The 25974-nt window shown below is 60.0% G+C and carries 23 protein-coding genes and 2 pseudogenes; 10 read left to right on the forward strand and 15 right to left on the reverse strand.

All coding sequences use genetic code 11. The features are described from left to right. Positions 1–137: 137 nt before the first annotated feature. From M2400_RS32020 to M2400_RS32030, 3 genes are all read right to left on the reverse strand, one after another. Complete coding sequence (locus tag M2400_RS32020) at positions 138–1484, reverse strand: glutamine synthetase family protein (RefSeq protein WP_177042542.1); 1347 nt, start codon at positions 1482–1484, stop codon at positions 138–140. 11 nt (positions 1485–1495) lie between these two features. After that, positions 1496–2053 carry a helix-turn-helix domain-containing protein gene (locus M2400_RS32025; RefSeq protein WP_177042541.1) on the reverse strand — a complete coding sequence of 186 codons (558 nt, stop codon included), beginning with the start codon at positions 2051–2053 and terminating at the stop codon, positions 1496–1498. Positions 2054–2188: 135 nt separating this feature from the next. Further along, positions 2189–2521, reverse strand: coding sequence for a LemA family protein (locus tag M2400_RS32030; protein ID WP_259198907.1), 333 nt, complete (start codon positions 2519–2521; stop codon positions 2189–2191). Between the two features lie 160 nt (positions 2522–2681). Between M2400_RS32030 and M2400_RS32035 the strand changes: the two genes are divergently transcribed. From M2400_RS32035 to M2400_RS32045, 3 genes and pseudogenes are all read left to right on the forward strand, one after another. After that, positions 2682–2990, forward strand: a complete 309-nt coding sequence (locus M2400_RS32035; RefSeq protein ID WP_177042539.1) for an RcnB family protein — start codon at positions 2682–2684, stop codon at positions 2988–2990. 155 nt (positions 2991–3145) lie between these two features. Beyond that, on the forward strand, positions 3146–4336 hold the full coding sequence (locus tag M2400_RS32040; RefSeq protein ID WP_259198908.1) for an MFS transporter: 1191 nt from the start codon (positions 3146–3148) through the stop codon (positions 4334–4336). A gap of 8 nt (positions 4337–4344) precedes the next feature. Beyond that, positions 4345–4434: pseudogene (locus tag M2400_RS32045) on the forward strand (outer membrane lipoprotein carrier protein LolA); the annotation flags it as partial. Here the strand turns inward: M2400_RS32045 and M2400_RS32050 are convergent. The 3 genes from M2400_RS32050 to M2400_RS32060 form a co-directional block, all read right to left on the reverse strand. Beyond that, on the reverse strand, positions 4427–4696 hold the full coding sequence (locus M2400_RS32050) for a DUF1652 domain-containing protein (RefSeq protein ID WP_177042538.1): 270 nt from the start codon (positions 4694–4696) through the stop codon (positions 4427–4429). The pseudogene M2400_RS32045 and the gene M2400_RS32050 overlap by 8 nt on opposite strands. 11 nt (positions 4697–4707) lie before the next feature. Further along, positions 4708–4959 carry a CsbD family protein gene (locus M2400_RS32055; protein ID WP_177042537.1) on the reverse strand — a complete coding sequence of 84 codons (252 nt, stop codon included), beginning with the start codon at positions 4957–4959 and terminating at the stop codon, positions 4708–4710. Positions 4960–5090: 131 nt separating this feature from the next. Continuing rightward, positions 5091–6587, reverse strand: a complete 1497-nt coding sequence (locus M2400_RS32060; protein WP_177112921.1) for a PAS domain S-box protein — start codon at positions 6585–6587, stop codon at positions 5091–5093. 304 nt (positions 6588–6891) lie between these two features. Here M2400_RS32060 and M2400_RS32065 point away from each other — a divergent pair, with 304 nt between their 5' ends. The 7 genes and pseudogenes from M2400_RS32065 (at position 6892) to M2400_RS32095 (ending at position 14985) form a co-directional block, all read left to right on the forward strand. Next, positions 6892–7860, forward strand: coding sequence for a hypothetical protein (locus tag M2400_RS32065; protein WP_177076926.1), 969 nt, complete (start codon positions 6892–6894; stop codon positions 7858–7860). Positions 7861–8098: 238 nt separating this feature from the next. Beyond that, entirely contained in the window at positions 8099–8719 is a 621-nt protein-coding gene (locus M2400_RS32070) for a hypothetical protein (protein WP_177042534.1), read from the forward strand. 22 nt (positions 8720–8741) lie between these two features. Next, positions 8742–9083 carry an FKBP-type peptidyl-prolyl cis-trans isomerase gene (locus M2400_RS32075; protein ID WP_177076928.1) on the forward strand — a complete coding sequence of 114 codons (342 nt, stop codon included), beginning with the start codon at positions 8742–8744 and terminating at the stop codon, positions 9081–9083. Between the two features lie 12 nt (positions 9084–9095). Then, positions 9096–9248 (forward strand): annotated as a pseudogene (locus M2400_RS32080) (GNAT family N-acetyltransferase); the annotation flags it as partial. Positions 9249–9727: 479 nt separating this feature from the next. Then, positions 9728–10444: an MgtC/SapB family protein gene (locus M2400_RS32085; protein WP_010172203.1), complete on the forward strand. Its 717-nt coding sequence runs from the start codon at positions 9728–9730 to the stop codon at positions 10442–10444. Positions 10445–10736: 292 nt separating this feature from the next. Then, positions 10737–11363, forward strand: a complete 627-nt coding sequence (locus tag M2400_RS32090; protein WP_177042532.1) for a response regulator transcription factor — start codon at positions 10737–10739, stop codon at positions 11361–11363. A 1-nt stretch (position 11364) separates the two neighbouring features. Next, positions 11365–14985, forward strand: a complete 3621-nt coding sequence (locus M2400_RS32095) for a transporter substrate-binding domain-containing protein (RefSeq protein WP_259198909.1) — start codon at positions 11365–11367, stop codon at positions 14983–14985. Here the strand turns inward: M2400_RS32095 and dkgB are convergent. From dkgB to M2400_RS32140, 9 genes are all read right to left on the reverse strand, one after another. After that, the gene (dkgB, locus tag M2400_RS32100; RefSeq protein ID WP_259198910.1) at positions 14982–15785 is read right to left on the reverse strand and encodes a 2,5-didehydrogluconate reductase DkgB; all 804 of its coding nucleotides are present in this window, start codon (positions 15783–15785) and stop codon (positions 14982–14984) included. The two genes, M2400_RS32095 and dkgB, sit on opposite strands and share 4 nt — an antisense overlap. A 197-nt stretch (positions 15786–15982) precedes the next feature. Beyond that, positions 15983–16498, reverse strand: coding sequence for a DUF6708 domain-containing protein (locus M2400_RS33705; protein WP_405046213.1), 516 nt, complete (start codon positions 16496–16498; stop codon positions 15983–15985). 371 nt (positions 16499–16869) lie between these two features. Beyond that, positions 16870–17673: a DUF6708 domain-containing protein gene (locus M2400_RS32110; RefSeq protein WP_405046211.1), complete on the reverse strand. Its 804-nt coding sequence runs from the start codon at positions 17671–17673 to the stop codon at positions 16870–16872. 86 nt (positions 17674–17759) lie between these two features. After that, positions 17760–18563, reverse strand: a complete 804-nt coding sequence (locus tag M2400_RS32115) for a DUF6708 domain-containing protein (protein ID WP_405046212.1) — start codon at positions 18561–18563, stop codon at positions 17760–17762. 160 nt (positions 18564–18723) lie between these two features. After that, on the reverse strand, positions 18724–22008 hold the full coding sequence (locus tag M2400_RS32120) for a T6SS effector BTH_I2691 family protein (RefSeq protein WP_259198914.1): 3285 nt from the start codon (positions 22006–22008) through the stop codon (positions 18724–18726). Further along, complete coding sequence (locus M2400_RS32125; protein WP_259198915.1) at positions 22005–22940, reverse strand: hypothetical protein; 936 nt, start codon at positions 22938–22940, stop codon at positions 22005–22007. The genes M2400_RS32120 and M2400_RS32125 overlap by 4 nt, the downstream gene beginning before the upstream one ends. Next, positions 22937–24967 (reverse strand): type VI secretion system Vgr family protein, encoded by a 2031-nt coding sequence (locus M2400_RS32130; protein ID WP_259198916.1) that lies wholly within the window; start codon positions 24965–24967, stop codon positions 22937–22939. Before M2400_RS32130 ends, M2400_RS32125 begins: the two co-directional genes overlap by 4 nt. Positions 24968–24992: 25 nt before the next feature. Then, on the reverse strand, positions 24993–25250 hold the full coding sequence (locus tag M2400_RS32135; RefSeq protein WP_259198917.1) for a PAAR domain-containing protein: 258 nt from the start codon (positions 25248–25250) through the stop codon (positions 24993–24995). A 70-nt stretch (positions 25251–25320) separates the two neighbouring features. Continuing rightward, positions 25321–25833, reverse strand: a complete 513-nt coding sequence (locus M2400_RS32140; RefSeq protein ID WP_259198918.1) for an Hcp family type VI secretion system effector — start codon at positions 25831–25833, stop codon at positions 25321–25323. Positions 25834–25974: the final 141 nt, after the last annotated feature.

A 25974-nucleotide genomic window follows, 5' to 3' on the forward strand; every position in this document is an offset into this window, starting at 1 on the left:
AAAACCCACTTTTTCCCCCGCCCCGTTTGTTTTCTGTGTTGGGCGTTTGGGTGGTTTGGTTTTGGTTTTAATAAAACACTGTTTCAGCGCAGCCTCGCCAAGGCTCGACAGCTGCTACGGAAAGGGGAGTGGATCAGTTAGAGATACCAGCGATATTCCCGCGCATGAATCTCCTGCTGGAACGCCAGATGGTCCTGGCGTTTGTTTTCGCAATACACGTCGACAAACTCTGCGCCCAGGCCTTCGCGCAGCACCGGCTGATGCTGCATGGCGCGCACCGCTTCGAGCATTTCCAGGGGGAAATCCGTGCCGCTGTTGCGGTCTTCGTTCAGTGGGGCGAAGGGCTCTTTGGCCGCGTCAAGGCCATGCTCCAGCCCCACCAGAATCGCCGCCAACACCAGGTACGGGTTGGCATCGGCACTCGCCAGGCGGTGTTCGATCCGCAGGTTGCGCGGGTCGGATTCCGGGATGCGCACGCAGGCGTCACGGTCCTCAAAACCCCAGCAGGCGCGAGTGGCCGCGTTGACCGTGCCGCCGAGGCGGCGGAAGGCGTTGTGGTTGGGCGAGAAGATCGGCATGCAGTGGGGCAGCAGTTCCAGGCAGCCGGCCACCGCGTGACGCAACGGTTGTTGCTGGTGGGCCGCCAGCAGGTTGTTGCCTGCCGCGTCGTACAGGCTGACGTGCACATGCATGCCGCTGCCGGGATGTTGCAGGTAAGGCTTGGCCATGAAGCTGGCGCGATAACCGTGCTTGAGGGCCACGCCCCGGGTGCTGCGGCAGAACAGGGCGGCCCAGTCGGCGGCGCGCAGGCCGTCTTCCAGATGGCCGAAATTGATCTCGAACTGGCCGGGACCCAACTCGGCGGTGATCACCGTGATGTCGATGCCCTGGGCCTTGGCGGTCTCGACCATGTCGTCCAGCACCGGCGCAAAGCGCGACAGGCGCTCGATGTGCAGGTTGGGCTGGTCATCGGCGTCATCGCTCAGCGGGTCGCGGGCGAACTGCGGCAGGCCGTCGCTGAGCTTTTTGTCGAACAGGTAGAACTCCAGCTCAAACGCCACCACCGGGTGAATGCCTTTGCGGTGCAGGCGCTCCAGCACCTTGGCCAGCACTTCCCGGGGTTCGAATTCAATCGGCGCTTCAGTGCCGTCGGAGGTGATCAGCATCTGCCCCAGGGGCTGCGCTTCCCAGCTCACCGGCTTGAGCGTGCCGGGCACCAGGCGGCGGTTGGCGTCCGGGTCACCGTCGTGAAAGCAGTAGTCACCGATCTTGAACAGGCCGCCCTGGGCGCCCAGCAATACGGCGTTTTGCGGCAGCTTCAAGGGGCTGCCGGCGGCGACCTTTTCCAGCATCTCCACCGGGTAGCGTTTGCCGTAGAAATGCCCGGGAATGTCCAGGGCAATCAGGTCGACGTAGCGCACATCGGGATGGTTCTGGCGAAAGGTCCGGACTTCGGCCAGCAGCGTGGAGGAATGGCTTTTCACGGGTGTTGCTCCTAGTTGTAGACCCACAGCACGCGGGCGGGCAGGTCGGTCAGGTTGCCGTAGCGGCAGTGGGCAAAACTGGCCAGGTGGAAGCTGTCACCTTGGCCCAGGGTGACCGAGTCGGCCTCGCCCTCGACCCACAGCGTCAACTCGCCCTCCAGTACGTAGCCGGCCTGTTCGGCGCGGTCACTCATGGTCTGTTCGCCACTGTTGGCACCGGGGGCCAGCAGGCTGTCGAGGATCGAGAACGCGCCATGCATGCTCGGCGACACCAGGATGTCGGTGATGCCATTGGCGTAATACACCGTGCGCCGCTCATTGGGGCGCGTGACCCAATCCACCGCCTTGGGTTTGGACAGGCTGTAGAAATAGGTGGTGGGCACACCGAGGGCGTGGCTGATGGCGGTGAGGTCGGCCACGGTGGGGCGCGACAGGCCGCGTTCAACCTGGGACAGGAAACCCACGGAACGCTCGATCTTTTGCGCGAGTTGCGCCAGGGTGAGCTTCTTGTGCTTGCGCAGGTCGTGGATCAGGATCGCCAGGGCGTCGAGTTCTTCTTGCTTGTCCATAGGCGTTTCGTGAAATTCTTATCAAGAAATTTCATGAAAAATTACAGGATTAATTTCACGAGAGCAATGGGCGCTGACGCCGATCGTTTCCATACTGATCGTTCCCGCGGGTGGGAACGATCATTCAACGATCATTTAAAACCCGGACAGGCTCGCATCCTCACGATGCCCCAGCAGTTCAGCCACCACCGACGTTGGCGACTTGTGCTTGTAGGTGTTGTAGTTGTTGACCGAGTCGTGGAACAGCTGGCGGGTGAACGCGACGCGGCTTTCCAGGCCGGCGATTTCCGCGCCGGGTGACGGGGCATCTTGCGCCGCCGCCAATTGCTGTTCGGCCTCCTTGAATTGGCCGAAGGCTTTTTTGCAACGATCGAGCAAGGCCACCAGTTCCCGATAGGTGCCGAATACGTACAGCGCGAGCAAGGTGACAACGGTCACGAAAATGATGATGACGTGGGTACCAGTCATTGGACGTCCTGGGCAGCTGGAAAAAAGAACCAATCTTATCTGATTAATCGCCAGCCCGGTCGCTGGCTGTCCATCCATCTGCCGCTTCCATCACTGCGCTGAATGATTCCCCGCGGCTGCGGTCGGAATCTTTACGCGTCATTCATTGAAGGAAGTGCCCATGAAGTCCAAGTCCCTTGTTGCCTGCCTGTTGGTTGCCGCGAGCCTGTCCGCCGCGAGCTTCACCGTCCAGGCCGCCGATACCGAGCAAAAAACCGTGCAGCCTTCAAACATCAATACCCGCGACCTCAAGACCGGTGACCGCGCGCCAGACATTCTGATGCGCAAGGAATCGGCCATCGCCGACTGGAAGAAACATGGCCTGAAGCAGCCGGAAGAAGACAGCCAGTGGGCCCGTGTGAACGACAAGTACGTGTTGCTCAAAACCACCAACGGCACGATTCTCGACATCACGCCCGTTAAAAAATAACCCCGGCAGCGGGATGAGCGATCCCGTGCTCATCCTGCCGCATTTGATTTTTGCATAAATGCATAAATCAGCATTTTTTGTCTGTTGTTTTGCGTTAAGGTAGGTCCGCTTGCGGGCTGCAATGGCCCCTTTACCTTGATCAGAATGAGAGCAGGATGCTTGCCACAATAAGAAATTACCCGCGTACCGTGAACCTGCTGTTGTCGGCCACGCTGATCCTCACCCTGGCCAAGGCCATCACGTTTCCGTACCTGGTCATCTACCTCACCAACCACTTTGCCCTGGACATCAGCCAGGTCGGCCTGGTGATCGGCAGTTCGCTGATCGTCGGTTCACTGCTGAGCGTCTATGGCGGCTTTCTGGTAGACCGCATCAACAGTTATCGCCTGCTGCTCAGCCTGAGCGTGGTGTTTGCCCTGGGGTTTGTCGGCACGGTGCTGGCCCGGGAAATCTGGTCGTTCTACAGCTGCCTGATCCTGATCAACCTGGCGTATGCGGTGATCGACATTGCGATCAAATCCGGGTTTGCCAGCCTGCTGCCGGAGGATGAGCGCAGCGAAGCGTTTTCCATCAAGTACACCCTGACCAATATCGGATACGCGGTGGGCCCGTTTTTTGGCGCGATGGTGGCCAAGCTCGATATCAGCTTGCCGTTTATCTTGTCGGCCGCATTGGGTCTTGGGTTTTTCCTGCTGTATTGGCGCTGGGGCGACCGCACCCTGGCCACCGTCGACACCACGCAAAAGCCGGTGTCGTTCCTCGCCGTGGGCCGCGTATTGCTGCGGGATCACCGGTTGGTGTGTTTCACCATCGGCGGCCTGCTAAGTGCCGTGGTGTTTGGCCAGTTCACCGCGTACCTTTCGCAGTACCTGGTGACCACCACTACCGCCGAATACACCTACACCATCATCAGTGCAGTTCTCACCACCAACGCCGTGTTGGTGATTGCCCTGCAATACGCGATTGGCCGACGCATTTCCCACCGCCACCTGAGCCAGTGGCTGATCTTCGGCCTGGGCATGTTCATGCTGGGGGTGATTGGCTTTGCCCTGGCGAGCAACGTGTGGTGGTGGATCCTGGCGATGGCGATTTTCACCGTGGGCGAAATCGTGGTGTTTCCTGCCGAGTACATGTTTATCGACCGCATCGCCCCGGACCACCTGCGCGGCATGTACTACGGCGCGCAAAACCTCTCCAACCTCGGCGCTGCCCTGGGGCCGGTGCTGTGCGGGCTGGTGCTGGCCAGCCTGCCGGCCCACTACATGTTCTACATGTTGGCAGCGTTTATTGTCGGAGGAGGGGTGTTCTATTTTATCGGGGCGTCGTTGAAGGCTCGGTCAGTGTAGGAGCGAGCTTGCTCGCGAAGGTCGTTAACGATAACGCGGTTAATCTGACAGGCAGCGGCGCCCTCAGGTTTTTCGCGAGCAAGCTCGCTCCTACAGTGGACGTAGAGGCAGATCATCCAGAGTGACTTTGCCGACGGTGTTGCTCTGCAACTCGTAGCGCAACTCGTCGACCATCTTTTCCACTGCCTGCGGGGTCTGCAGTTTGTTGACGCTGATCCCGGTGACCACCAGATCTACCCGGCCGCTTTCGGCATCGAAGACCTTGAGGGTCAACGAGGCGTCACGGCACAGGGTGAACTCGCAGGTCAGGGGCGACAGCGCCTCTTCAATGCAGTTGCGCAGTTGGGAGAGCGTAAACATGTGGGCTCTCCTCAGCGACGACGCAGCATCAGGCCCAGCAGCAGGCCGACACCGGCGACAATCGCAACCGTCGCCAGGGGTTTTTGCTTGGCGAAATCGCCGACGGTGTCCAGCGCGTCACCGTAGGTTTGCTGCAACTGGCCAGCGGCCTGGCGGGCCACACCTTCGGCCTGGAGCTGTTCGTCACCGGTCAGATCACCCAGAAAACCTTGAGCCTTGCCGGCCACTTTCTCGACGGCGCCTTTGACTTGTTCGCTTTTCATGATGGATTCCTTGAAGGCATGACATCTCAACAGCACAGGACCCAAGGCCCTGTGCCCACCCTTCAAGGTTAAGCAGTGCACCCCCGCGCAATAAGGCGAATTTGCACCGGTCGCACTAGTGCATTTGCACTCTATTTCGGTTTTTTAACCCGCAATTCACCGGCAAACAGCCCGCGTTCACGGGCCCAGACGATGGCTGCACTACGGCTATGCACCCCGAGTTTGGAGTACACCGTGGCCACATGGTTACGCACGGTATTGGGCGCCAGTTTCAGGCGCGAGGCGACTTCCTTGTCGGCCAGGCCTTCGCAAATCAGGCCCAGTACATCGCGCTCCCGAGCGGTGAGGTCGGTAAAGGAAATGTTCGGTACGTTGGGGCTATTGACGCTCTTGGCGTTGGCCAGTTTTTCAATCAGCGTCTGGCTGAACCAGGAGGCGTCCTGCATCACTTCCTCGATGGCGGCCACCAGTTCCAGCTCGGAGCGCTTGCGTTCGGTGATGTTCATCAACACCAGCAGGTAGCAGGGCACATCCTGAATGCTGACGGTGTCGGCAGACAGCACACAGTCGATCACCTCGCTGCCTTTCTTGCGGATCTTCAGGTCGAGGCCGTCGAGGTTGCCGGCTTTCTCCAGGGTGGTGAACAGCTGCGTGCTGGCTTGGGGGCTGTCGATAAAGTCGATGTCTTCGATGGATTTGCCGATCAGCTCTTCACTGGTGTAGCCGGTGATGGTCATGAAGGCTTCGTTGATGTCCACCACTTGCCGGTTGGCGGCGTTGCACACCAGGGTCGGCACCGGCGTCAGGCGGAATGACTTGGCGAAACGTTCCTCGCTCTGGCGCAGGGCGGTTTCGGCCTTGCGCCGGGGCTCAAGGTCGGTGAAGGAAAACAGCATGCAGTCTTCCTCGTTCATGTCCAGCGGCTGGCCGGCCACGATCACCAGTTTGCTGCCGCCCTCGGGCAGCTTCAGTTCGGCTTGCATCTGCGGGATGGTCGCGCCTTCGCCCAGGCGCTTGACGGCGAGGTCCTTGTTTTCGGCCTGCTCCAGCACGTCCAGTTCATACACCGAGCGGCCGATCACCTGGTCACGGTTGTAGCCGGTCATCTCCAGGAAGCCCTGGTTGACCTTGATGTAGCGCAGGTCACTCAAGCGGCAAATCACCGCCGGCGCCGGGTTGGCATTGAAGGTTTTTTCAAAGCGTTGTTCGGCGCTGGCCCATTCCGTGGCGTCGCTCAGGATCAGCACCAACAGCTCCGGTTCACCGCTCGAGTCGTTGAGTACCAGGCTGCGCAGGCGATGCACCCAGGTCTTTTCCTCGTCGCCAGTGGGGGTGACCTCCACCACCACGTCGCTGAACTCCTCACCGCCTGCCACCCGGCTCAGCGGGTAATTCTCCAGCACCAGCGGGTGGTTGTTGCGATAGCGCAAGGCAAAGCGCTTGGCGTAGTCCTGGGTGTTGGCGCCAAGGTCTTCGACATTCTCCACGCCATGCATCAGCAGCGCGGCCTCATTGGCCCACAGGATGGTTTGGTCGACCTCGGCGAGGATCACTCCATCGGACAAGCCGGAGATGATCTGCTGCAGTTGGCGGCGGTTGGTTTCTTTGGCGAGGACGGCCTGGCTCATGGTTTCTCCAATATTGAGGGCACCTGCGCCCCCTGTAGGAGCTGGCTTGCCAGCGAAAAGCTCAACAGCAACGCGACTATTCAGGAACCGCGCGTCATCGTTGACGACCATCGCTGGCAAGCCAGCTCCTACAGGGGAGCGGTGTCAGACGCATAGGGAGTACGACACCTGGGGCTCAGGATAGTGCAGAGAAGTTGCCGCACGCGGGGTGCGAATGCACCAGTGCGCCTAGTGCAATTGTGCCGAGACCGCAGGGCAGGCCCCTCGCCAAACTGGCCACCTACCCATTGTAAAAGGATCGACCATGACCACTGTCTATGAAACCAACCGTTCGCTGTTCCGTGTCTCCTGGGGCTCGGTATTGGCCGGTAGTGCAATTGCCCTGGTGACCTATCTGGTGTTGAGCGTGCTCGGCACCGCGATTGGCGCCAGTGCAGTGAACCCGATGGCAGCCGGCAACCCGCTGAGCGGATTTGGCACCGGTGCCGGGATCTGGTTGTTTGTGTCGACGCTGTTGGCCATCGGCGCCGGCGCATTTGTGGCCGGGCGCACCGCACCGGATCGCGGCGGCCTGCACGGCGTACTGAGCTGGACCATCACCACCCTGTTGACCACCTGGCTGCTGGCTGCGCTGGCCACCAGCGTGGTAGGTGCGGCGGGGAATGTCGTGGGCAAAGGCCTGTCGGCTGCCGGCAGCGGTATCGCCGCCGTGGCACCGGGCATCAGCGACAGCGTCAAGCAGCAGCTGGATGAGCAAGGTATCAAGCTGGACTGGAACAGCCTGCAAGGCCAGCTCGACACCCTGCTCAAGCAGAGCGGCAAGCCTGAGCTGGACCCGGCCAACGTCGAGCAAAAAGCCGACCAGGCCAGCGCCGACGGCAAGCAATCGGCCAACGATGCTGCGACCAATCCAACCCAGGCCGGTGATGAGCTGAAGCAATGGTTCGAGCGGGTCAAGGCGTCCGGTGAGCCGGCGTTGAACGCAGCGGACAAACAGGCGCTGGTCAACATCGTCGCCGCCCGTACCGGCAAGAGCCAGGCTGAAGCGACCCAGATCGTCGACAACTATGCCCAGGCTTATCAGCAGGCCATGCAGAAAGTTGAAGAACTGAAGCAACAGGCGGAACAGAAAGCCCGTGAAGCCGGTGAAGTGGCGGCCAAGCAACTGTCCCGCGCGGCGTGGAGCACCCTGGTGATGTTGCTGCTGGGTGCGGCGTTGAGCTTTGGCGTGGGTCGCCTGGCGATCACTACTCGTCGGGTGCCATTGGCCTGATCACGACTTGAGGTGCTTTATGTGGCGAGGGAGCTTGCTCCCGCTGGGCTGCGCAGCAGCCCCAAAACCGGTGAACGCAACGTCCCAGGCATACCGCGTCCATCGGGTTGGGAGCGCTTCGCACTCCAGCGGGAGCAAGCTCCCTCGCCACAGAAATAGACTCGCTTTGACCTCTGCAGCAACCCTGACGAACGAGTAAACTGCCCGCCTTTTATCCTCACGACGAGACGGTGCGCTTTTGAACGCAGGAAAAACCGCAGGGCTGTTGCTACTTGCTGCCTTATTGGCCGGCTGCGGCACCTCGCCACCCCGCACCCCCAACGACATCTGCGGCATCTTCCGCGAAAAAGACGATTGGTACGACGCCGCCAAGGTCACCCAGGCACGCTGGGGCGTGCCGATCCAGGTGCCGTTCGCGATCATGTATCAAGAGTCCGGCTTTCGGCAGGACGCCAAGACACCCCGCAAATACCTGTTGTGGATCATCCCCTGGGGCCGCGTTTCTACTGCCTCCGGCTATGCCCAGGCCAAGGATGAAGTGTGGAGCGACTACCAGAAAAGCACTGGCCGTTATGGCGCCAGTCGCGAGCATTTTGACGACGCCATCGACTTTGTCGGCTGGTACATGGACAAGACCTACACCATCAACGGCGTGTACAAATACGACGCCTACGGCCAATACCTGAACTACCACGAAGGCTGGGGCGGTTATCGTCAGCGCACCTATGCGAGCAAAGCCTGGCTGATGCCGGTGGCGGGTAAGGTACAGGCGCGTTCGCAGATGTATGCCGCGCAATATGCGGGCTGCAAGAATGATTTGGGGCGGGGGTTTTGGAGCCGGTTCTGGCATTGGCTGTGACTTTGGATAACGAGAGAACGCGATGAGCAATGAACTACAAATCACCGACACCCGCCTCGGCGACGGAAAAACCGTAGTCAAAGGCGCCCTCATCACCACGCAATACACCGGCACCCTCGAAGACGGCACGGTGTTCGATTCCTCATGGGAACGCGGCAAGCCATTTCAATGTGTGATCGGTACCGGTCGTGTGATCAAAGGCTGGGACCAAGGCTTGATGGGCATGAAAGTCGGCGGCATCCGCACGTTGTTTGTGCCGGCGCACCTGGCCTATGGCGAGCGGTCAATGGGCGCGCATATCACGCCCAACAGCAATCTGCGGTTTGAGATTGAGTTGCTGGAAGTGCTCACACGGGATGATTGAGGCGCGATGAACATGGAGGTTGTTGAAACAATGGAGTTGCCGCGCAGTTCGATAGCGGGCATTCGGGTGGTTGAGCTGACCCTTGAGGATGAAGTCGAGCTGCAGCGCTTTTTCGAGGCGCCGCCGGGGTATTTTCTCGCCGTCAATGGCGAACCGGCCACGCCCAATAGACAGTCCACCCGGAATTTGCAGGTGTACACCTCCAATGTGGGAGCTGGCAAGCCAGCTCCCACATTTGCTTGAAGACCCGGCTGAACCCAACCTGAAGAACTCTTCCAAACCCATCGGGTAACTTTTCCTACGGTTTACTCTCCTGAAATCAGGGCGTAAGCTTCGCGCGTTTTCATCAATAGCGGAGACCCTCAGTGGGTACTTGTTCGAGTGACAGTCGTCGGCCGGTCTCGATAACCGGCACATACTTGGCAAGGTAACGCGCATTTTCCCGATGCCGTTGTCTCGCCAAAAGCGAGAAGCGGCATCCCGGTGGCGGCCTGTCCTGGCCCGATCCCGAATTCCCTCTCATCGACGCTTAACAGTGCGTGATGCCTTGCATCGCGGTACTACGCACGCGCCTGTCGGCTGACCCAGACGCTGAAGGTTTCTATATCCGCAAGTTTGGCTGGTAATGAATAGGGAAGACTCCTATGCAAGCAATCAACAACATCAACCTCAATTCGCTGGTCGACACGCTGGTCAGCCTCACCGCGGCGTTCATCCTCGGCGGGCTGATCGGTTTCGAGCGCCAGTATCGCCAGCGCACGGCGGGCTTGCGCACCAACGTGCTGGTGGCGGTAGGGGCGGCGATTTTTGTCGACATGGCCAACCGCCTGGGCGGCGCCGAAGGGGCGGTGCGGGTCGTGGCCTATGTGGTTTCGGGCATCGGTTTTCTCGGCGCCGGGGTGATCATGCGTGAGGAAGGCAACGTGCGCGGGCTGAACACCGCCGCCACCCTCTGGGCGTCGGCGGCAGTGGGCGCCTGTGCCGGTGCCGACCTGATCCTGGAAGCGCTGCTGGGCACGCTGTTTGTGCTGGCGGCCAACACCTTGCTGCGGCCGATCGTGAATAACATCAACCGCCAGCCATTGGATGTGGTGTCGGCCGAGGTGACCAACATCCTTTATGTGGTAGCCCGTCGTACCCAGCAAAAGGCGGTACTGGCCCTGCTCGAAGCCGAACTGGCGCGCTGCAACTACCCGGCCAGTGATGTGGACGTGCGCCCCTTTGGTCCCGAAGAGGTGGAAATCGAGGCGACGCTGGCCGTGACCTCGGTAGACGGTGACGAACTGGACGCCCTGGTGGCGCGCATTTCCACCTCGACCCTGGTGGTACAGGCCTTCTGGAGTCCGAGTACCACTGACTAAACCACTTATGCTCCCCGGAAGCCGGCTGTTTACTATGCTTTTAGTGAGGAAAAGTCCTACATAAGACTGGGACTATCCCTTCAGTTGTTGCGTCATTCCATTGGTAAGGTTGCGCGCTTGCGACTAGCCAGGCACGCAGGTGCCGCTACCCATGGCCAGGCGTTTATCAAATGAAGGGACCTGGCTGTTGCTTGTAGGAATATTCGGTGCCGTTTGTCGGAACTGTTATTTCTCACAGGTAGATAGGTCCCGTGTGATGTGCAACGGTACTGAATTCTCCCAGGGGAGCCCTATGAGCAAAGCCTTAATCGTGGATGACCATCCATTTATCCGCGCAACCGTTCGGTATTTATTGAAGCAGGAAGGTTTCGACACGATCTTCGAAGCCGGTAACGGCGCCGATGCCATGCAGATTGCCCGTGAGGAACGTCCCGAGCTGATCATCCTCGACCTGGCCATGCCCAAGCTGGGGGGCCTGGAGGTGATCAGCCGGATCAAGGCGCTGGGCTTGCCCTGCAAAATCCTGGTGTTGACCTCCTACCTGGCGGTGTTTTTTTCCACCCGCTGCATGCGTGCCGGTGCGATGGGTTTTGTCGCCAAGACCGGCGAGCTGGACGAGCTGCAAAAAGCAATCAAGGCCGTGATGTCCAATTACAGCTGCTTTCCCAGCTTGCCTACCAGCTCGGTACGCCGGGACGATCTGCAGTCCACTGAACAGGACCTGGTGGCAGACCTGTCCGACCGTGAGTTGACCGTGTTGCAAAAGCTCGCGTTGGGGCTGGGCAACAAGGAAATTGCCGAGGACATGCTGCTCAGCCACAAGACCATCAGCACCTATAAAACCCGCCTGAAGGAGAAGCTGAGAATGTCGTCGGTGGTGCATTTGTCCAAGTTCGCCCAGCGCAATCATCTGATCTGAAATGACCACGCTCCGAGTCTTGTGGCTCAGCGCAAGCGTATGGCTGGGCTTGCTCTGTCTGCATACCCCGGCCCTGGCAGAGCCTCGCGCTCTTTCTCTGTTGGGGCACTCCTTCATCGAAACCCCGGCCGCAGAGCTGGATGAGGCGGACTGGCGCTGGTTGCGCGAGCACCGCCGTTTGTTGATGGGGATCTCGGGGCCTGATTACGCGCCGTTCGAGCTGAGCAGCAACGATGAGCTTGAAGGGATTACGGCGGATTACGCCGAGCTGATCGGCGATGCGTTGAACATCAAGATCGAAGTCCGCCGCTATGACAATCGTGACGAAGTCATCACGGCGCTCAAGCGCGGTGAGGTGGACTTTGTGGGCTCAGCCAACGGTTACGAAGCGGCAGACCCGCAACTTGTGCTGTCGCGCTCCTATGCCATGGATCAACCGACCCTGGTCACCCGCACGGGCGACAGCCAGACCCTGAGCGCCGATCTGGCCGGCAAGCGTGTCGCGATGCTCTACCACTACATGCAGCCGGAGGCGGTCCAGGCATTTTATCCCCATGCCCGGATACAGCTTTTTCCGTCGACCTTCGAGGCCATCGGCGCCGTGGCTTTCGGCCAGGCGGACGTTTACCTCGGCGATGCCATCAGCACCAACTACCTGATCAACAGGAACTACCTGAACAACGTTCGGATGGCTGACTTCTCGTCACTTGAAGTCAACCCGTTCGGCTTTGCCTTTGCCCAGGACAACACCCGCCTGCTGCAGATCATCAACGCGGCACTGGCGGTCATTCCGGTCAGCGAGCGGATGGAAATCCTGCGGCGCTGGAGTGCCGGCAACCTCGGGTTCCTGGGTTCCGAACGATTGCGCTTGAGTGCCAGTGAGCAGCGTTGGCTGGAGCGAAATCCACGCATAAAGGTGGCGGTGCTCGACCAGTTCCTGCCTGTCTCATTTCTCGGCAAACAGGGTGGGTTCGAGGGCTTGAGTGCTGAAGTCCTGGCCCGTATCAGCCTGCGCACCGGGTTGAAGTTTGACGTGGTGCCGGGCAGCTCGTTGCCCCAGCAACTGGATAAGGTCAGTGCAGGCAGCGCGGACATGATTGCCGTGGTGACCCCCAGCGTCGAACATGCGGACAAGGTGCGCATTACCCGGCCTTACTTGACCAACCCCTATGTGCTGGTCAGTCGTACCGACGCCGGCAGCCCGCTCACACTGGAAGACATGACCGGCAAGCGCCTGGCACTGTTGGGGGGTAACAGCCAGCAGGAGAGTATCGCCCAGGACTATCCCACCATCAGGTTTGTGACCGCCGAGAATCCCGAGCAAAGCATGGCGCTGGTGGCCAACGGCAACGCCGATGCCGCCGTCATTACGTTGATCGGGGCGCGCTACATCATCGCCCGGGAGTACCGCGACCGCCTGCGGGTGACCAGCACGGTCGGCTCCGAACCGGCCCGCATCGCCTTCGGTGTCAACCGCAGCCAACTGGAGTTGTACTCGATCCTGGACAAGGCATTGTTGAGCATCACGCCACAGGAAATGGACGAGCTGACGGGCCACTGGCGCAGCGAAGTGGTGATCGAGGACAGCTACTGGTCCCGTCACCGCACCGCGATCATCCAGGGCTTCGGCCTGTCGGCGTTGCTGCTGCTGATCACCTTGGGCTGGGCCATTTATCTGCGTCGCCTGATACGCAAGCGGGCCCAGGCCGAGCGTGCGCTAAGCGACCAGATGCGGTTTATGAGCGCGTTGATTGATGGCACACCCCATCCGATTTACGTGCGTGATCGCCTGGGGCGGTTGATGGCATGCAACAGTGCTTACCTGGATGTGTTCGGTTTCAAGCTGGAGGACGTGGTGGGCAAAACGGTGGTCGAGACCGACACCGGCAACCGCCCCCAGGCCCAGTCCTTTCATGAGGACTACCTGCGGCTGATGGAGCGGGGCGAGCCGCAGATTCACGACCGCGTACTCAAGGTGCCGGGTGGCAAAGCCCTGACGATTTACCACTGGATGCTGCCGTACCGCGACGGTGATGAGCAGGTGGTGGGCATGATCGCCGGCTGGGTGGACGTCAGCGAAAGGCAGCACCTGCTGGGCCAGTTGCAGGAGGCCAAGGAGGACGCCGACGCGGCCAACCGAGCCAAGACTACCTTTCTTGCAACCATGAGCCATGAAATACGTACTCCTATGAACGCCGTGATCGGCATGATCGAGTTGGCCCTGAAAGCCGCCGAACAGGACCGGGCCGACCGCGATGCGCTGGAGGTGGCCGCCGATGCATCGCGCAGCATGCTGGAGTTGATCGGCGATATCCTCGATATCGCGCGCATTGAGTCGGGCCACCTGTCCCTGGCCCTGGAGTCTTCGAACCTGCACGAATTGCTGGCGTCCGTGGCGCGGGTTTTTGACGGGCTGGCGCGGGCCAAGGGCCTGATATTGCAGGTGGAACTCGACCCGCTGCTTGATCGCCCTGTGCTGGTGGACCCGATGCGTTTCAAGCAGGTGGTGTCGAACCTGCTGAGCAACGCCATCAAGTTCACGCCCCAGGGCCAGGTACGGCTTGGCGCTTCTGGGTCGTCGTCGATTACCAACGGTTACCTGCACCTGCGATTGTGGGTGGAGGACACCGGCATCGGTATCAGCGTCGAAGACCAGCAGCGCCTGTTCAACCCTTTCATCCAGGGCAGCAACACCACGCAATCGGCGCGCAGCGGCTCGGGCCTGGGCCTGGTCATCAGCCGCAACCTGTGCGAGATGATGGGCGGCCAATTGCAGTTGAGCAGCCTGCTGGGGCAGGGCACACGGGTGGACGTCACCCTGGAACTGGCGACCGTCGAGGCCAAGTTGATTCCGCCCGCATCCATTGCCCCGCAGGTGCCACCCGCCCGCGCCCTGAGCATCCTGGTGGTGGATGACTACCCGGCCAACCGGCTGCTGCTGGCGCGGCAGTTGAGTTTTCTGGGGCACCGGATCACCACGGCCGAAGATGGCGTTGAGGGGCTTGAAGTGTGGCTGTCCGGGCAGTTCGACGGGGTGATTACCGACTGCAATATGCCGTTCAAGGACGGCTACGAACTGGCGCGGGATATACGCACCCTGGAGCATGAGCGCGGTTTGGCGCCGTGCCTGCTGCTGGGGTTTACCGCCAATGCGCAGCCGGAGGAAGTCGAACGTTGCCGGCAGGCGGGCATGGACGGCTGCCTGTTCAAACCCACCGGGCTTGAGGATTTGCGCGCGGCCCTTGCGTCGCGTACGGCGACGCCGCATGAGGCGTCATCGGGAGTGGACTTGAGCCATCTGGAGAAGTTGACCGGCGGCGACATTTCTGCGGTCAAAGAGCTGCTGGCGCCGTTGCTCGACAGCCTTGAAGCCGACCACGGGCAACTGGCGACATTAGAAAAAACGGCGGACTTTGCCCGCCTGCATGACCTGGCCCATCGCACCAAGGGCGGTGCACGGATGGTCAAGGCCCAGGCTCTGATGGACAGCTGCGAGCAACTGGAGAAGGTCTGCGAGCGACAGGCCCACAACGAACTGGCCGGCGCTGTCGCCGCAGTGGACGAGACGCTGGCTCAGTTGCATCACACGCTGTCGCTCTATTGCAACCCGGCTGGGGGTTAGTCCCAGTTCGGCGCGATGCCTTTGGGGCTGGTCAGGCGATGGCCGCGCTCCAGGCCGGCGATCTGCGCCATGTCGGCGTCGCTCAAGGTCAGGTCCAGCGCCTTGAGGTTGCTGGCCAGGTTAGCGCGTTTGGTCGACGACGGGATTACCGCGTAGCCCAGTTGCATGGCCCAGGCCAGGGTCACTTGGGCCGGTGTTGCCTGGTGACGCTCGGCGATCTGCTGGATCACCGGGTCCTTCAGCACTTCGCCGTAGGCCAGGGTCATGTAGGACGTGATCTGGATGCCATGGGCCTTGGCGAACCCTGCCACGGTACGGTTTTGCAGGTACGGGTGCAGTTCGACCTGGTTGGTCGCGATGTGCTCGGCGCCGACGGCTTCAATCGCCTGCTTCATCAGGTCGACGGTGAAGTTGGAAATGCCGATCTGCCGGGTCAGGCCCTGGCGCTTGGCTTCCAGCAACTGGCCCATGAATTCGGCGACTGGCACCTGGTCTTCCGGCGATGGCCAGTGGATCAGGGTCAGGTCCAGGTAGTCGGTCTGGAGCTTGCGCAGGCTTTCCTTGAGGCTCGGGATCAACTGGCCTTCGGCGAAGTTGGCGATCCAGATTTTGCTGGTGATGAATAGCTCGTCCCGTGGAATGCCGCTGTCGGCGATGGCCTGGCCGACATCGGCTTCGTTTTCGTAGATTTGCGCGGTGTCGATGACCCGGTATCCCAGCTCCAGGCCGGTGCTGACGGAATCGATGACGACCTGGCCTTGCAGGCGGAACGTGCCGAGGCCGAATGCGGGAATGGACATGAGTGACTCCTGAAGTGATGTGAACAATGGAGTCGAGTATCGGCTCCTCGTTCCTTCAGAAAAACCGCTGAATCCGAAAAGGACTCTTTACCAAAAGTCATGAGTGGTTTCGCTATGGGCCATGCTCAGATTCATTGAGCGAGTAGGGCAGCGCCAGGTCGTGAGGGATATAGGCTGCTTCGGTTGATGGTTTGTATTCAGGGCGCGCTGCGTGACTCCAGGTCTATTTCGGCTGGCCACCGCACTTTGGGGGCCAAGCGACGCGCGAGATTGAAGGTCACGTCTTCTTTGTTCCAATCGCGGGGCGGGTGGGGGAAGTTGGGCAGGGCTCGCGGGCCCTGTTGCATGAACAGTTGGGCCATGGCCCAGTACATTTCGCCTTGTTGAATTTCGTGGGCGAAATGAAAACGATCTATTACCTGGTGGGTGCCAGGTTTCACCACGGCGAGGGTGACGGTTTCGATGAGGCCGCCACTGCCCATGGGGCCGTACACGCTGCAGGCTTCGGCCCGCAGGTTATCCCAGTCATAGACCTCGACTCGCACGCCCCAGGCGGTGCGGCTGAAGGGCCTGAGGCCGTCGTGGTGGAAGCGGTAAACATAGACTTTGCGTCGGAAACGGTTGAAGCGGATGGGTTCGTCGCGGGGGGCTTCGACGTCCATTCGCCAAAAAAAAACGCCTCCCCACAGCGCAGCAGTAAATGCCAAGAACAAGAAAATGCTTGGGATCGTCGGTGGCGCTCCCTCCTTTAATATGTAGGCGATAAGCATGACGGGGGCGGCTATTGCAAGCGAAAACATAAAAGGAGTTAACCAAATACCAACCCCGCGAGTCCTTAATGTGGCACGCGCCAGTTCAAGGTACACATCGTCAACATGATTGGGCGAATTCGAAAGTACGGGAGGATACGGTTCATTGGAGGGCGACTCGTTTGGTCCCGGCAGATCGTGCTTCCAGCCAGGAGCAGGTTTATCGAGTAAAGGTGTTTTAAATATCATGATGAGACGTTCCAGTTCGGGGTGATCGCCGCTTGTATTCTTTAGCCTGTCGTCGTATTGAGGCTGCTTCGGTTGATGGCTTGTATTCAGGGCGCGCTGCGTGACTCCAGGTCTATTTCGGCTGGCCACCGCACTTTGGGGGCCAAGCGACGCGCGAGATTGAAGGTCACGTCTTCTTTGTTCCAATCGCGGGGCGGGTGGGGGAAGTTGGGCAGGGCTCGCGGGCCCTGTTGCATGAACAGTTGGGCCATGGCCCAGTACATTTCGCCTTGTTGAATTTCGTGGGCGAAATGAAAACGATCTATTACCTGGTGGGTGCCAGGTTTCACCACGGCGAGGGTGACGGTTTCGATGAGGCCGCCACTGCCCATGGGGCCGTACACGCTGCAGGCTTCGGCCCGCAGGTTATCCCAGTCATAGACCTCGACTCGCACGCCCCAGGCGGTGCGGCTGACGGGCCTGAGTCCGTCACGGTGAAAGCGGTAAACATAGACTTTGCGTCGAAAGCGGTTGAAGCGGATGGGCTCGTCGAGGGGGGGAGAAACGTCCATTCGCCAGAAGTAAATCCCCAGCCATATGCCGATACCTATCGGGACGAGCTCCAATATTTTGGATAACAAAGAAGAAGGGGTTGGAGAACTGGCGTGGATCATTATTAGGAAGATTGCTAAGGACAATGTCATTGCAAACACGAATGCGGCAGACCAAATGCCTACGCCACGAACTCTTACAGTAGCGCGCGCCAACTCAAGATACACGTTGCCAACATGATTGGGAGGATTCGATAGTACGGGAGGGTACGGTTCAATGGAGGGCGACTCGTTTGGTCCCGGCAGATCGTGCTTCCAGCCAGGAGCAGGTTTGTCGAGTAAAGGTGTTTTAAATATCATGATGAGTCGTTCCAGTTCGGGGTGATCGCCGCTTGTATTCTTTAGCCTGTCGTCGTAGTGAGGCTGCTTCGGTTGATGGTTTGTATTCAGGGCGCGCTGCGTGACTCCAGGTCTATTTCGACTGGCCACCGCACTTTGGGGGCCAAGCGACGCGCGAGATTGAAGGTCACGTCTTCGTTGTTCCAGTCGCGGGGCGGGTGGGGGAAGGTGGGCAGGGCGTGCGGGCCCTGTTGCATGAACAGTTGGGCCATGGCCCAGTACATTTCGCCTTGTTGAATTTCGTGGGCGAAATGAAAACGATCTATTACCTGATGGGTGCCTGGTTTCACCACGGCGAGGGTGACGGTTTCGATGAGGCCGCCACTGCCCATGGGGCCGTACACGCTGCAGGCTTCGGCACGCAGGTTATCCCAGTCATAGACCTCGACTCGTACGCCCCAGGCGGTGCGGCTGAAGGGCCTGAGGCCGTCGTGGTGGAAGCGGTAAACATAGACTTTGCGTCGGAAACGGTTGAAGCGGATGGGTTCGTCGCGGGGAGGGGCAACGTCCATTCTCCAGATATAAATGCCTAGCCATATGCCAGTAATAAATACGATGGGGCCTAGCAAACTTAGCACTAAGGGAGGGAGGTGTTGCTCCGTGACGACATAGCTAATCATACCTGCAGGTGTAACCATGGACAGCAGAAACATAAAAGGAGCTATCCAAATACCAATCCCGCGAGTTCGCACTGTGGCGCGTGCCAATTCAAGATATACATCGTCAACATGATTGGGCGGATTCGAAAGTACGGGAGGATACGGTTCATTGGAGGGCGACTCGTTTGGTCCCGGCAGATCGTGCTTCCAGCCAGGAGCAGGTTTGTCGAGTAAAGGTGTTGTGAACATCATTGGAGTAGTTCCAGTTGAGGGCAGAGCTGTTTTTTAACCTTTGGCTCTTCAAGCGGGCAGCAGGCAACCAATAAGCAGGCACACTGTTGCTGATCGCCAGCGATGGTCGCCATGGGAAAAGTAGGCAAATGCCCATGCCAAGTTCATCCAAGGCTGTGGTTTACAAGCTATCCATCAAGATGAGCTCGGCGTAGGCATCGTGAATGTCGCGATCGGGCCAGTAGGTTACCGACAAGGTCGCCGCTTCAATGTTGTGCCGACGGCGGTCGGGCAACAGTACAACCGCGCCTTTGATATCGTTGACCTGCGAGGTACGGGCATCGGCCAACGAGACGGTGCGAACTTCCTGCGTGGGTAGGGTGCTGTCGGCCCGGTAGTCAGGCTTGTTCGGGCGTTTGGGCACCGCCAGCGCCGCTCGGCGTTCGCTGGCTGCGGTTGCCAGGGTGGGGGGATTCAACTCGCCTTCGGCCAGCACTTCGCCGCCGGTGTACTGGTTGGCCGTGCCGTCGCCGTGGCGATGCACCGTCAGTGACCAGCGATAGGCCGACCGGTTGGCGTCGAAGAACGGCAGAACCAGGCGATATTTGAGGTGCTGTTCATGGACCTGTGCACCCACGCTGCCTATGGGGCCTCCCCAGCCATGCGAGCCGCTATCGACGATTCGCCGGCGGAAGTTGACGCCGGCCTCAATGCCTAAGGTAGCGGCATTTAGTTCGGCAATAGCGATGTGGGCTTGATCGGATGTATTCCAGTGAATTGGTAGCGTCTCGTTGCCGTAACCAAAGAAAGATCGTCTTGCCCATCGGTCCAGCGGTGTGGATTCCTTACTTTCAGCCCACTTATAGAGTCCGTACGCTGCTATTCCGAGCAATATGGCTATACCCAGTGGGCCAAGCAGCGCGCTGGCGCCTGTGGCAGCAGCCCAGACGCCTGCAACTGCTCCAAATCCTGAAAGAACCGCCGATGTTCCGTAAAGACTTGATGAAGTTGTATCGCCGTTCTTCAAGGTGCGATTAGCAGCAAACCCTGCTTGTGTTGCATCGTACAGACCTGCTACTGCACTAATGCTCCCTCCGACCCGTATGAATATATTGCCTGTATGTGCGGTCGCTTTGGCAGCTGTCGTTGCTCGGATAGATAACGCACTTGCCTTCACTTTTTCTGCACCTTTTTCTAGTGCTATTCCCACTACCTCCACCCCTCCGCCCAAAACTCCCATGCTGCTGCCATATAGCGCCACCCTAGCTTCGACGGACTTTTCCCCTATTGCCTGTTCCACTTCCTTGAGACTTTTGTTCAGCGAGTCGCTAAGCAGGTACATCCCGCCCATCGCCATCAAAAACTCGCTACTGCCGACCGCGCCACGCAGCCCGGTAAAGCCGGTGCGAACCCATTTAGCTGCCAGGTAGGAGGACACTTTGATGCCTTGCAACACCTTGCGCGCTTGCGGGTCCAGCGTGCCAACCCCGACGGCGATTTCGGCTAGCGTAGCGTGGCTACCTTTGCCCAGTTGATCCACACCGAGGTTGGCCTGGCGCATCAGGGTGTCCTGCAGTTCGGTGACCTTGCCCTCAACCCAAACGCTGATGGTCACGCTGAGGTTGGCTATTTTGGGGTCCAGCACCGACAGGCTGAGCAGGCCGCCCTGGATCAGCGGGCGCACTTGCTTGCGCGCCTTGCGGGCCTCATCGTCGATTTTGCCCAGATCGTCCTTGAGGCCTTCCCAGGTGCGGTCGATGGCATCAGCGGTTTTGCGTTGCAGGCTGCGCAGGTGTTCGCATTGCAGGGCGTAGTATTCACCCAGTTTCATTTTCACCTTGAGCTCGGTCAGATGAATGCCGTTATAGAGCAGTTGACTGGCACTGTTGAGACGCGAAACCACCCGTCCCACGCCAGGGCCGAGCGACGGTTGCAAGCGGGCGGCAGCGGCGTTGAGGGCACCGAGAAGCTGTGCCATGGCTTGCTGTAAACGGGGGCGGACATGGTGCTTGAAGTCGTCGTTGTCGATGAGCTTGGTAATGGCGGAATAGAGCTTTTCACTGTCGTTCCAGTCGCTATCACCTGTGGCATTGAAACTGGGTAATAGATCGGCCAGCAAGCGTTTGTCACGCAAGAGAAGGGCGCGGTAGACCGGGCTCTTTGGGTCGTTCAGCCAGCCACTCCAGAGGGAGGCGGTGTGGCCGTCATCTTGTGTCGCGGGCGCCTCACTGATGCCGCCCTCCAGGCACAGCGCCATCGTCTGGCTGTAAGCCCGTCCTGACGGGCGATCATCGCCGTCGTAGTCATTTTGCTCGACACACGCAAACAGGCTGGAGCGACACGCTGCCGCATAGGCGTGTGCGCTTTGGTCGATGTAACGCTGATAGTTCGCCCATTCTTGCTCATAGCGTTGGTGAAACAGGGCACGGCTCTGTTCATCGTAGCGCTCCTCCAGTTTCTGGTTGTTGGCGAGTGTGCGCTTCTGGACGATCCGCTCGCGTTGCTGCTCAGGGCTGGAAAATACAGGTGGGCCATCACCGGTCATGGGCTCGACAGACGCCGGTAGGGGCGTCTGGCCTTCTGCCTGTTCGCGATGGACTTCGCGAATGGCCAGCAGTAACTGAGAGGTCTGGTAACGATAAGCCCGGTCCGGGTCATTCATCCAGGCCTGGCGCTGCTGGACCCAGCGGTTGCGGGTGTCGTTGAGCTCCTGCACCAGGCCGATGATGTCATCCAGTACAAACGCAAGGACGCCGTGTTGGAGTTGATGCTGTGGGACGGCGTTGCGCAGGAAGCCCTTCAGTGCGCTCAGGCGATGGGCGCGGCTATGGAAACCATGCACGCTGTCGAATCTTGGCGTTGACTCTTGCTGCGACAATGGGGTCGTCTGGTGCCGCTGGTATTCGTAGACCTGCTTGTCTACCTGCAGGTTTTCATCCGTCATGGCCAGGCCAACGCTGGCAGGTTTGTCGCGTGCACTGGCAAGGTCGAGCTTGTGGAATCGCTCTGAAGCATGACCGGCCTTATAGGCGTCCAGCACGCTGGCAGGCCACGGGTCATTGGCAAAGGCCAGCCACGCTTGAGTGTGTTTGCTGGTGTCGATGTTGAGGAACGATGCCGGGCAGTCGTGATTGGCCGAGACGCAAGCATCGGACAGCGGGGCCTCGTTGGCTGGCGCAGGTGCGTAGGGGTTGAATTGACGTAGATACCCGTCCGGGCTCACCTGATATGCCTGCCAGATTTTGCGATCCAGCAATACATACAGGTAGCCGGCGCGCAACGTGCGTAAGCCCAGGCGCGTATCAATGTGCACGGTATCCGGCCGCACCGGCTCATTCGGTGAGCGCGGCACCAGAGCTTGGCGCAATGGCAGGATGGGCAGCCCTTTACGTTGGCAGGCCTTGCATTGATCTTTTGAAACGGCGGTTTCGGCTATGGCGATACTCAGTTGAGTGCCCAAGGTCATTGAAGTGCTCCGGCATGGGTCAGATCCGACACGGCCCGCTGCCAGGCGTTGTCGTTGTAGGGGGCCAGCAATTGGCTAAGCGGCGCGTGCCCTTGGACCGCTTGCTCAATCAACGCGCGAACGCCGGTGTGCTGGTGCAGGTGCGGATGCAGCATCAGGCGATGCAAGGCTAACGTCAGGATGTCGTCCTGGTGGCTAAGCCCAAGCTGGCGGGCTTGCTGGATCTGAATATAGGCCTGTGCCGCCGCTTGGGGCGGGAGTGCAGTAGGGCCGCTCCAGCGCGCAGGGGCATACGCCAGCGGCAAGCGAAGAGCGCGTCGCCAACTGTTTAGTAAGGAGGACACCATGAGGGCGTCCAACTGCACGGCCGCCGTGCAGGTACCCATGGCGGTGCGATGTTCGGGTTTGCCCACCAAAACGCTGCCGGTACCGCTGCTGGTGGGCACCAGCCAGTGACGGATCGGCCACCAAGGTCCCTCATTGTTACGGAAGGTGCCAGCCAGCAACTCCAGGCGAAGGGGCTCATGGACCGGAAAAAACGCTCGGCCCTGCTCCACGGGAAGTTGTCCGAGCGACACGATGTGGGCACTTAGGTCCCGGGATGGAGCGCTGCTACTGAGCCAGCCGCACACGTAACGTTTGTAACGGTCCAGATCCTCATGAGCGCGTAAGGCGGATAACGCCAATAGTTCTTGCGACGGTGAGGTCCCGGGCGTGGCGAGGGCCACCAGCACTGGGCAGGCCGATGGCGTATGGATTAGATCGGGCCGATGCAGAGGCATGACGGCGTCATTGCCAAGTGTTTGACGCAATGCCGCTATATGTAACGGATCGTCTGCGGCGCAGTCGGCCAAGAGGTCGAGTAACACGTACAGCGTTGCATCGGGTGCATGCTGTTTGGCCACGAACGCTTGGACGCTAGCCAGGGTCATCGGTTTTTCTCCACACAGCTCTGACCTGATTCAGGTTGCAACTGCAGCGCCAAGGCTTGGCCATTGCCTGGGGCCGTAGAGCTCACCGGACCACGCAGGGTTATCGCTACGCCATTGAGGTGGATGCCTTGCGCATCCAGCGTGAGGCTGCCGCCGGGACTCTGAAAAACCACACGCTCACTGGCTTGCAGTTGATAGACCGTGGTGGTGTGGTGCATGCCTTGGCCGGCAGTTAGACGATGTTGCCCTGAGATCGTTTGCTGGCTGTGACCGCCCACTTCGCTTTGGTGGTTGGCCGTGGTGGTGTCGTAGCGATTATTGCCGACCCGCATACTGCGATCCCGGCCAATAGTTGCCTCATGGTCACGTCCGGTGGAGAGCGTGTGGTCTCGCCCGATTTCGTGGGACTGGTCGTTCCCGATTGTGATCTGTTCATCATTGCCTACTTGCTCTTTGCGGTTATTACCCACAAACGTTGTGTTGTCATGTTTGATATGGACGTTTTTGTCCTTTTCAGCGTGGATGTACACCTCTTCCTGCCCCAGCTCATCCTCAAAACGCAGCTCATTGAAGCCTTCGCCCTTATGCGTACGGCTCTTGATGGTCATTCGAGTCTTGTGTTTGGGCAGCTCATAGGGCGGCAGATTGGTCTCGCGGTACGCGCTTCCGGTGGCGATCGGCTGGTCGGGATCACCGTCCAGATAGCTGATCACCAGTTCCTGGCCCACACGCGGGATGGCCATGGAACCCCAGGTCGCCCCGGCCCAGCCTTGGGTGACGCGGATCCAGCAGGAGCTGTGGTCGTTGTTTTTGTCCGCGCGATCCCACGGGAACTGCACCTTGACCCGGCCCCATTCATCGCAATAGATCTCTTCTCCCGGCGGGCCGACCACGGTGGCGATCTGCGGGCCGTCGATGCAGGGTTTGTCGCATAGCGGAGCCTTCCAGTCCGAGGTCCAGCGGATGGCGCTGGCCTTCAATGTGTAAGAGGTACCGAGGCCGCTACCAAACGATTCTTCCTGCAAGCTGGTGTGCTGCCTGCCTTCGTGCCTGATGGCGATGGTGCGCCAGCGATCATTGAAGTCCTCACGCGGATGATCGTTGAGGTCGAAGGCCAACCCCGGTTGCAGGCGTTCATCGTCGCCTTCCAGATGGGCCAGTTTGGCGTCGCTGCGTAGCGCCGCCAGCCGCGTCTTGGTAAAGGGTTTACCGGCGATATCGCGTTTGTAGCGGCCGGGATAGTCGTAGCGTTCGTAGTCCTTGTGCTGGTTGTTCAAATCCTGGTCGCCGGTGGCGGTGTGCTGCTGGTTGTAGTACGGGTGGGTGAAGGTGTAGTCGCGCTGCACCTGGCGCGCAGTGCGCACTTGTTCGGTGTAGTGAAAGCGTTTCAATGCCGGTTCCATGGAGTCGCCACCACCCATGGGCTGATAGATCACCGGGCAATCGGTGTGGGTGCCGATGGTGCCGAGGCAGCCGACGCGGTCGGTGAGGACGAGGGTGTGGCCGTCGACGCGGTGTTCGAAGGTGTAGAGCAGGCCTTCTTCGGCGGCGAGGCGGGCGATGAAGTCGAGGTCGGTTTCGCCGGCCTGTACGCAGTATTCGCGGGGTTGGTGTTCGAAGCAGATTTCGCTGCGGATGTCGGTCAGCTTCTGCTCAGCCAGCAGGCCGGTGATGATGTCGGGCACGGTCTGGGCCTGGAAGATGCGCCAGTTGGAACGCAGGTGGAAACGGGACAGGGTCGGTTCGACCACGGCGGTGTAGCGGGTGCGGCGAAAGCCGGTGTCGCCTTGTTGGAACAGGCTGACCAGGCCGTGGACGTAGCGCACCGGGGTGTCGTCGCGCCAAATGGTGAACACCGCGGCCAGATCGAGCATGCGGTAGAAGTCGATGGCCGGGTGATGACTGACCAGCTCCAGCTCAAGCTTGAACGGCTGGGCGAGGCCTTCTTCGAGGGTGAACGAGACCACTTCGAAGGGATCGCCCCGCAGCGGTTGGAAGGTGTAACGCAGGTCGCTTTGACGGGGCATGAAACCTCCTTGTGGTGAGTGCGGATCAGTTGATCAGCCAGCTGGCGTCGCCGTTTTCCAGCACGCCTTCGTGGTCGGTGGTGTCACCGACGCGGGCCACGGCTTTTCCGTTGATGTTCATTGAGGGCGAGCCGCTGGTGATCACGGCACCGCATCCAAGGGTGTCACCGACACGGGCAACGGCGCGGCCGTTTACGGTCACGCTGCGCGTTCCGATGTCGACGGTAGTGGGGCCACACAAAGGGCAATCATGGTCGTGTCCGACCAGAACGACGGCAGGCATAGAGCCTCCTGAAAATTATCGAGTCAGTGAGCATTCCGCCGCCTGCGCGGCGGAACGTGCCGGTTGACGATTAAGCCGGCGCGCGCCAGTCATCCGAGGCTTCGGTGCCGGCCACCACATGGGTCCAGCTGACCTTGCGATAGGCCATGCTGGTCTTGATCAGCTGGGTGTAGTGTTCGTTGCTGCTGTTTTGTGCGTGGGGCAGCACGGTGTGAATGTCGACGACAGTGGCGTCTTCGAGCTTGGTGGTGAAGAAGTGCTCCTGCTTGCCGTCCCCCGAGGTGCGGAACCACTTGACCTCGACGGTCGGCAGCATTTCGCCGGTGGCCAGGGCCTGGTAAAGCAGAGGGGAAGCCTTGCTCAAGGCGCTGGTGAACGTCAGCGGTTTATGTACGCGCTGCCCGGTAGGCTGGCCGCTTTGCGGGTCGGTGGGGGCGCCGATCTGGTGGTCGATTTCCTGGGCGAGGATTTCGTCTTCGTGGCCCTCCACATAAACGTTGCCCACCGAGTCAGCGGTGAACGCGCCCTTGGTGATATGCCCCTGGTTTTTGCCGTGGATGCTGATGTACGCGGGTGTTGGCATGACAAGCTCCTTGTCGAGATCAAGTGAGCGACCCCGTGAGGTCGCAGGTTATGGCCGAAACGGCCATGGCTTTGCAGGCGCTCGGGAGGAGCGCGCTGAAAATCGGTTACAGGTGCAGCACCCGCTCCAGCGACACCAGCA

Origin of the sequence: Pseudomonas sp. BIGb0558, assembly GCF_024807515.1 — a bacterium.
GTDB lineage: Bacteria > Pseudomonadota > Gammaproteobacteria > Pseudomonadales > Pseudomonadaceae > Aquipseudomonas > Aquipseudomonas yamanorum_A.

What these genes read in the sequence shown, in the direction of transcription:
- M2400_RS32025 (WP_177042541.1), bottom strand. Translation starts at nt 2,053, where the DNA reads ATGGACAAGCAAGAAGAACTCGACGCCCTGGCGATCCTGATCCACGAC.
- M2400_RS32095 (WP_259198909.1), top strand. Translation starts at nt 11,365, where the DNA reads ATGACCACGCTCCGAGTCTTGTGGCTCAGCGCAAGCGTATGGCTGGGC.
- M2400_RS32060 (WP_177112921.1), bottom strand. Translation starts at nt 6,587, where the DNA reads ATGAGCCAGGCCGTCCTCGCCAAAGAAACCAACCGCCGCCAACTGCAG.
- M2400_RS32075 (WP_177076928.1), top strand. Translation starts at nt 8,742, where the DNA reads ATGAGCAATGAACTACAAATCACCGACACCCGCCTCGGCGACGGAAAA.
- M2400_RS32125 (WP_259198915.1), bottom strand. Translation starts at nt 22,940, where the DNA reads ATGACCCTGGCTAGCGTCCAAGCGTTCGTGGCCAAACAGCATGCACCC.
- dkgB (WP_259198910.1), bottom strand. Translation starts at nt 15,785, where the DNA reads ATGTCCATTCCCGCATTCGGCCTCGGCACGTTCCGCCTGCAAGGCCAG.
- M2400_RS32140 (WP_259198918.1), bottom strand. Translation starts at nt 25,833, where the DNA reads ATGCCAACACCCGCGTACATCAGCATCCACGGCAAAAACCAGGGGCAT.
- M2400_RS32055 (WP_177042537.1), bottom strand. Translation starts at nt 4,959, where the DNA reads ATGAAAAGCGAACAAGTCAAAGGCGCCGTCGAGAAAGTGGCCGGCAAG.
- M2400_RS32085 (WP_010172203.1), top strand. Translation starts at nt 9,728, where the DNA reads ATGCAAGCAATCAACAACATCAACCTCAATTCGCTGGTCGACACGCTG.
- M2400_RS32115 (WP_405046212.1), bottom strand. Translation starts at nt 18,563, where the DNA reads ATGATGTTCACAACACCTTTACTCGACAAACCTGCTCCTGGCTGGAAG.
- M2400_RS32030 (WP_259198907.1), bottom strand. Translation starts at nt 2,521, where the DNA reads ATGACTGGTACCCACGTCATCATCATTTTCGTGACCGTTGTCACCTTG.
- M2400_RS32130 (WP_259198916.1), bottom strand. Translation starts at nt 24,967, where the DNA reads ATGCCCCGTCAAAGCGACCTGCGTTACACCTTCCAACCGCTGCGGGGC.
- M2400_RS32050 (WP_177042538.1), bottom strand. Translation starts at nt 4,696, where the DNA reads ATGTTTACGCTCTCCCAACTGCGCAACTGCATTGAAGAGGCGCTGTCG.
- M2400_RS32090 (WP_177042532.1), top strand. Translation starts at nt 10,737, where the DNA reads ATGAGCAAAGCCTTAATCGTGGATGACCATCCATTTATCCGCGCAACC.
- M2400_RS32135 (WP_259198917.1), bottom strand. Translation starts at nt 25,250, where the DNA reads ATGCCTGCCGTCGTTCTGGTCGGACACGACCATGATTGCCCTTTGTGT.
- M2400_RS32065 (WP_177076926.1), top strand. Translation starts at nt 6,892, where the DNA reads ATGACCACTGTCTATGAAACCAACCGTTCGCTGTTCCGTGTCTCCTGG.
- M2400_RS32110 (WP_405046211.1), bottom strand. Translation starts at nt 17,673, where the DNA reads ATGATATTTAAAACACCTTTACTCGACAAACCTGCTCCTGGCTGGAAG.
- M2400_RS32040 (WP_259198908.1), top strand. Translation starts at nt 3,146, where the DNA reads ATGCTTGCCACAATAAGAAATTACCCGCGTACCGTGAACCTGCTGTTG.
- M2400_RS32120 (WP_259198914.1), bottom strand. Translation starts at nt 22,008, where the DNA reads ATGACCTTGGGCACTCAACTGAGTATCGCCATAGCCGAAACCGCCGTT.
- M2400_RS32035 (WP_177042539.1), top strand. Translation starts at nt 2,682, where the DNA reads ATGAAGTCCAAGTCCCTTGTTGCCTGCCTGTTGGTTGCCGCGAGCCTG.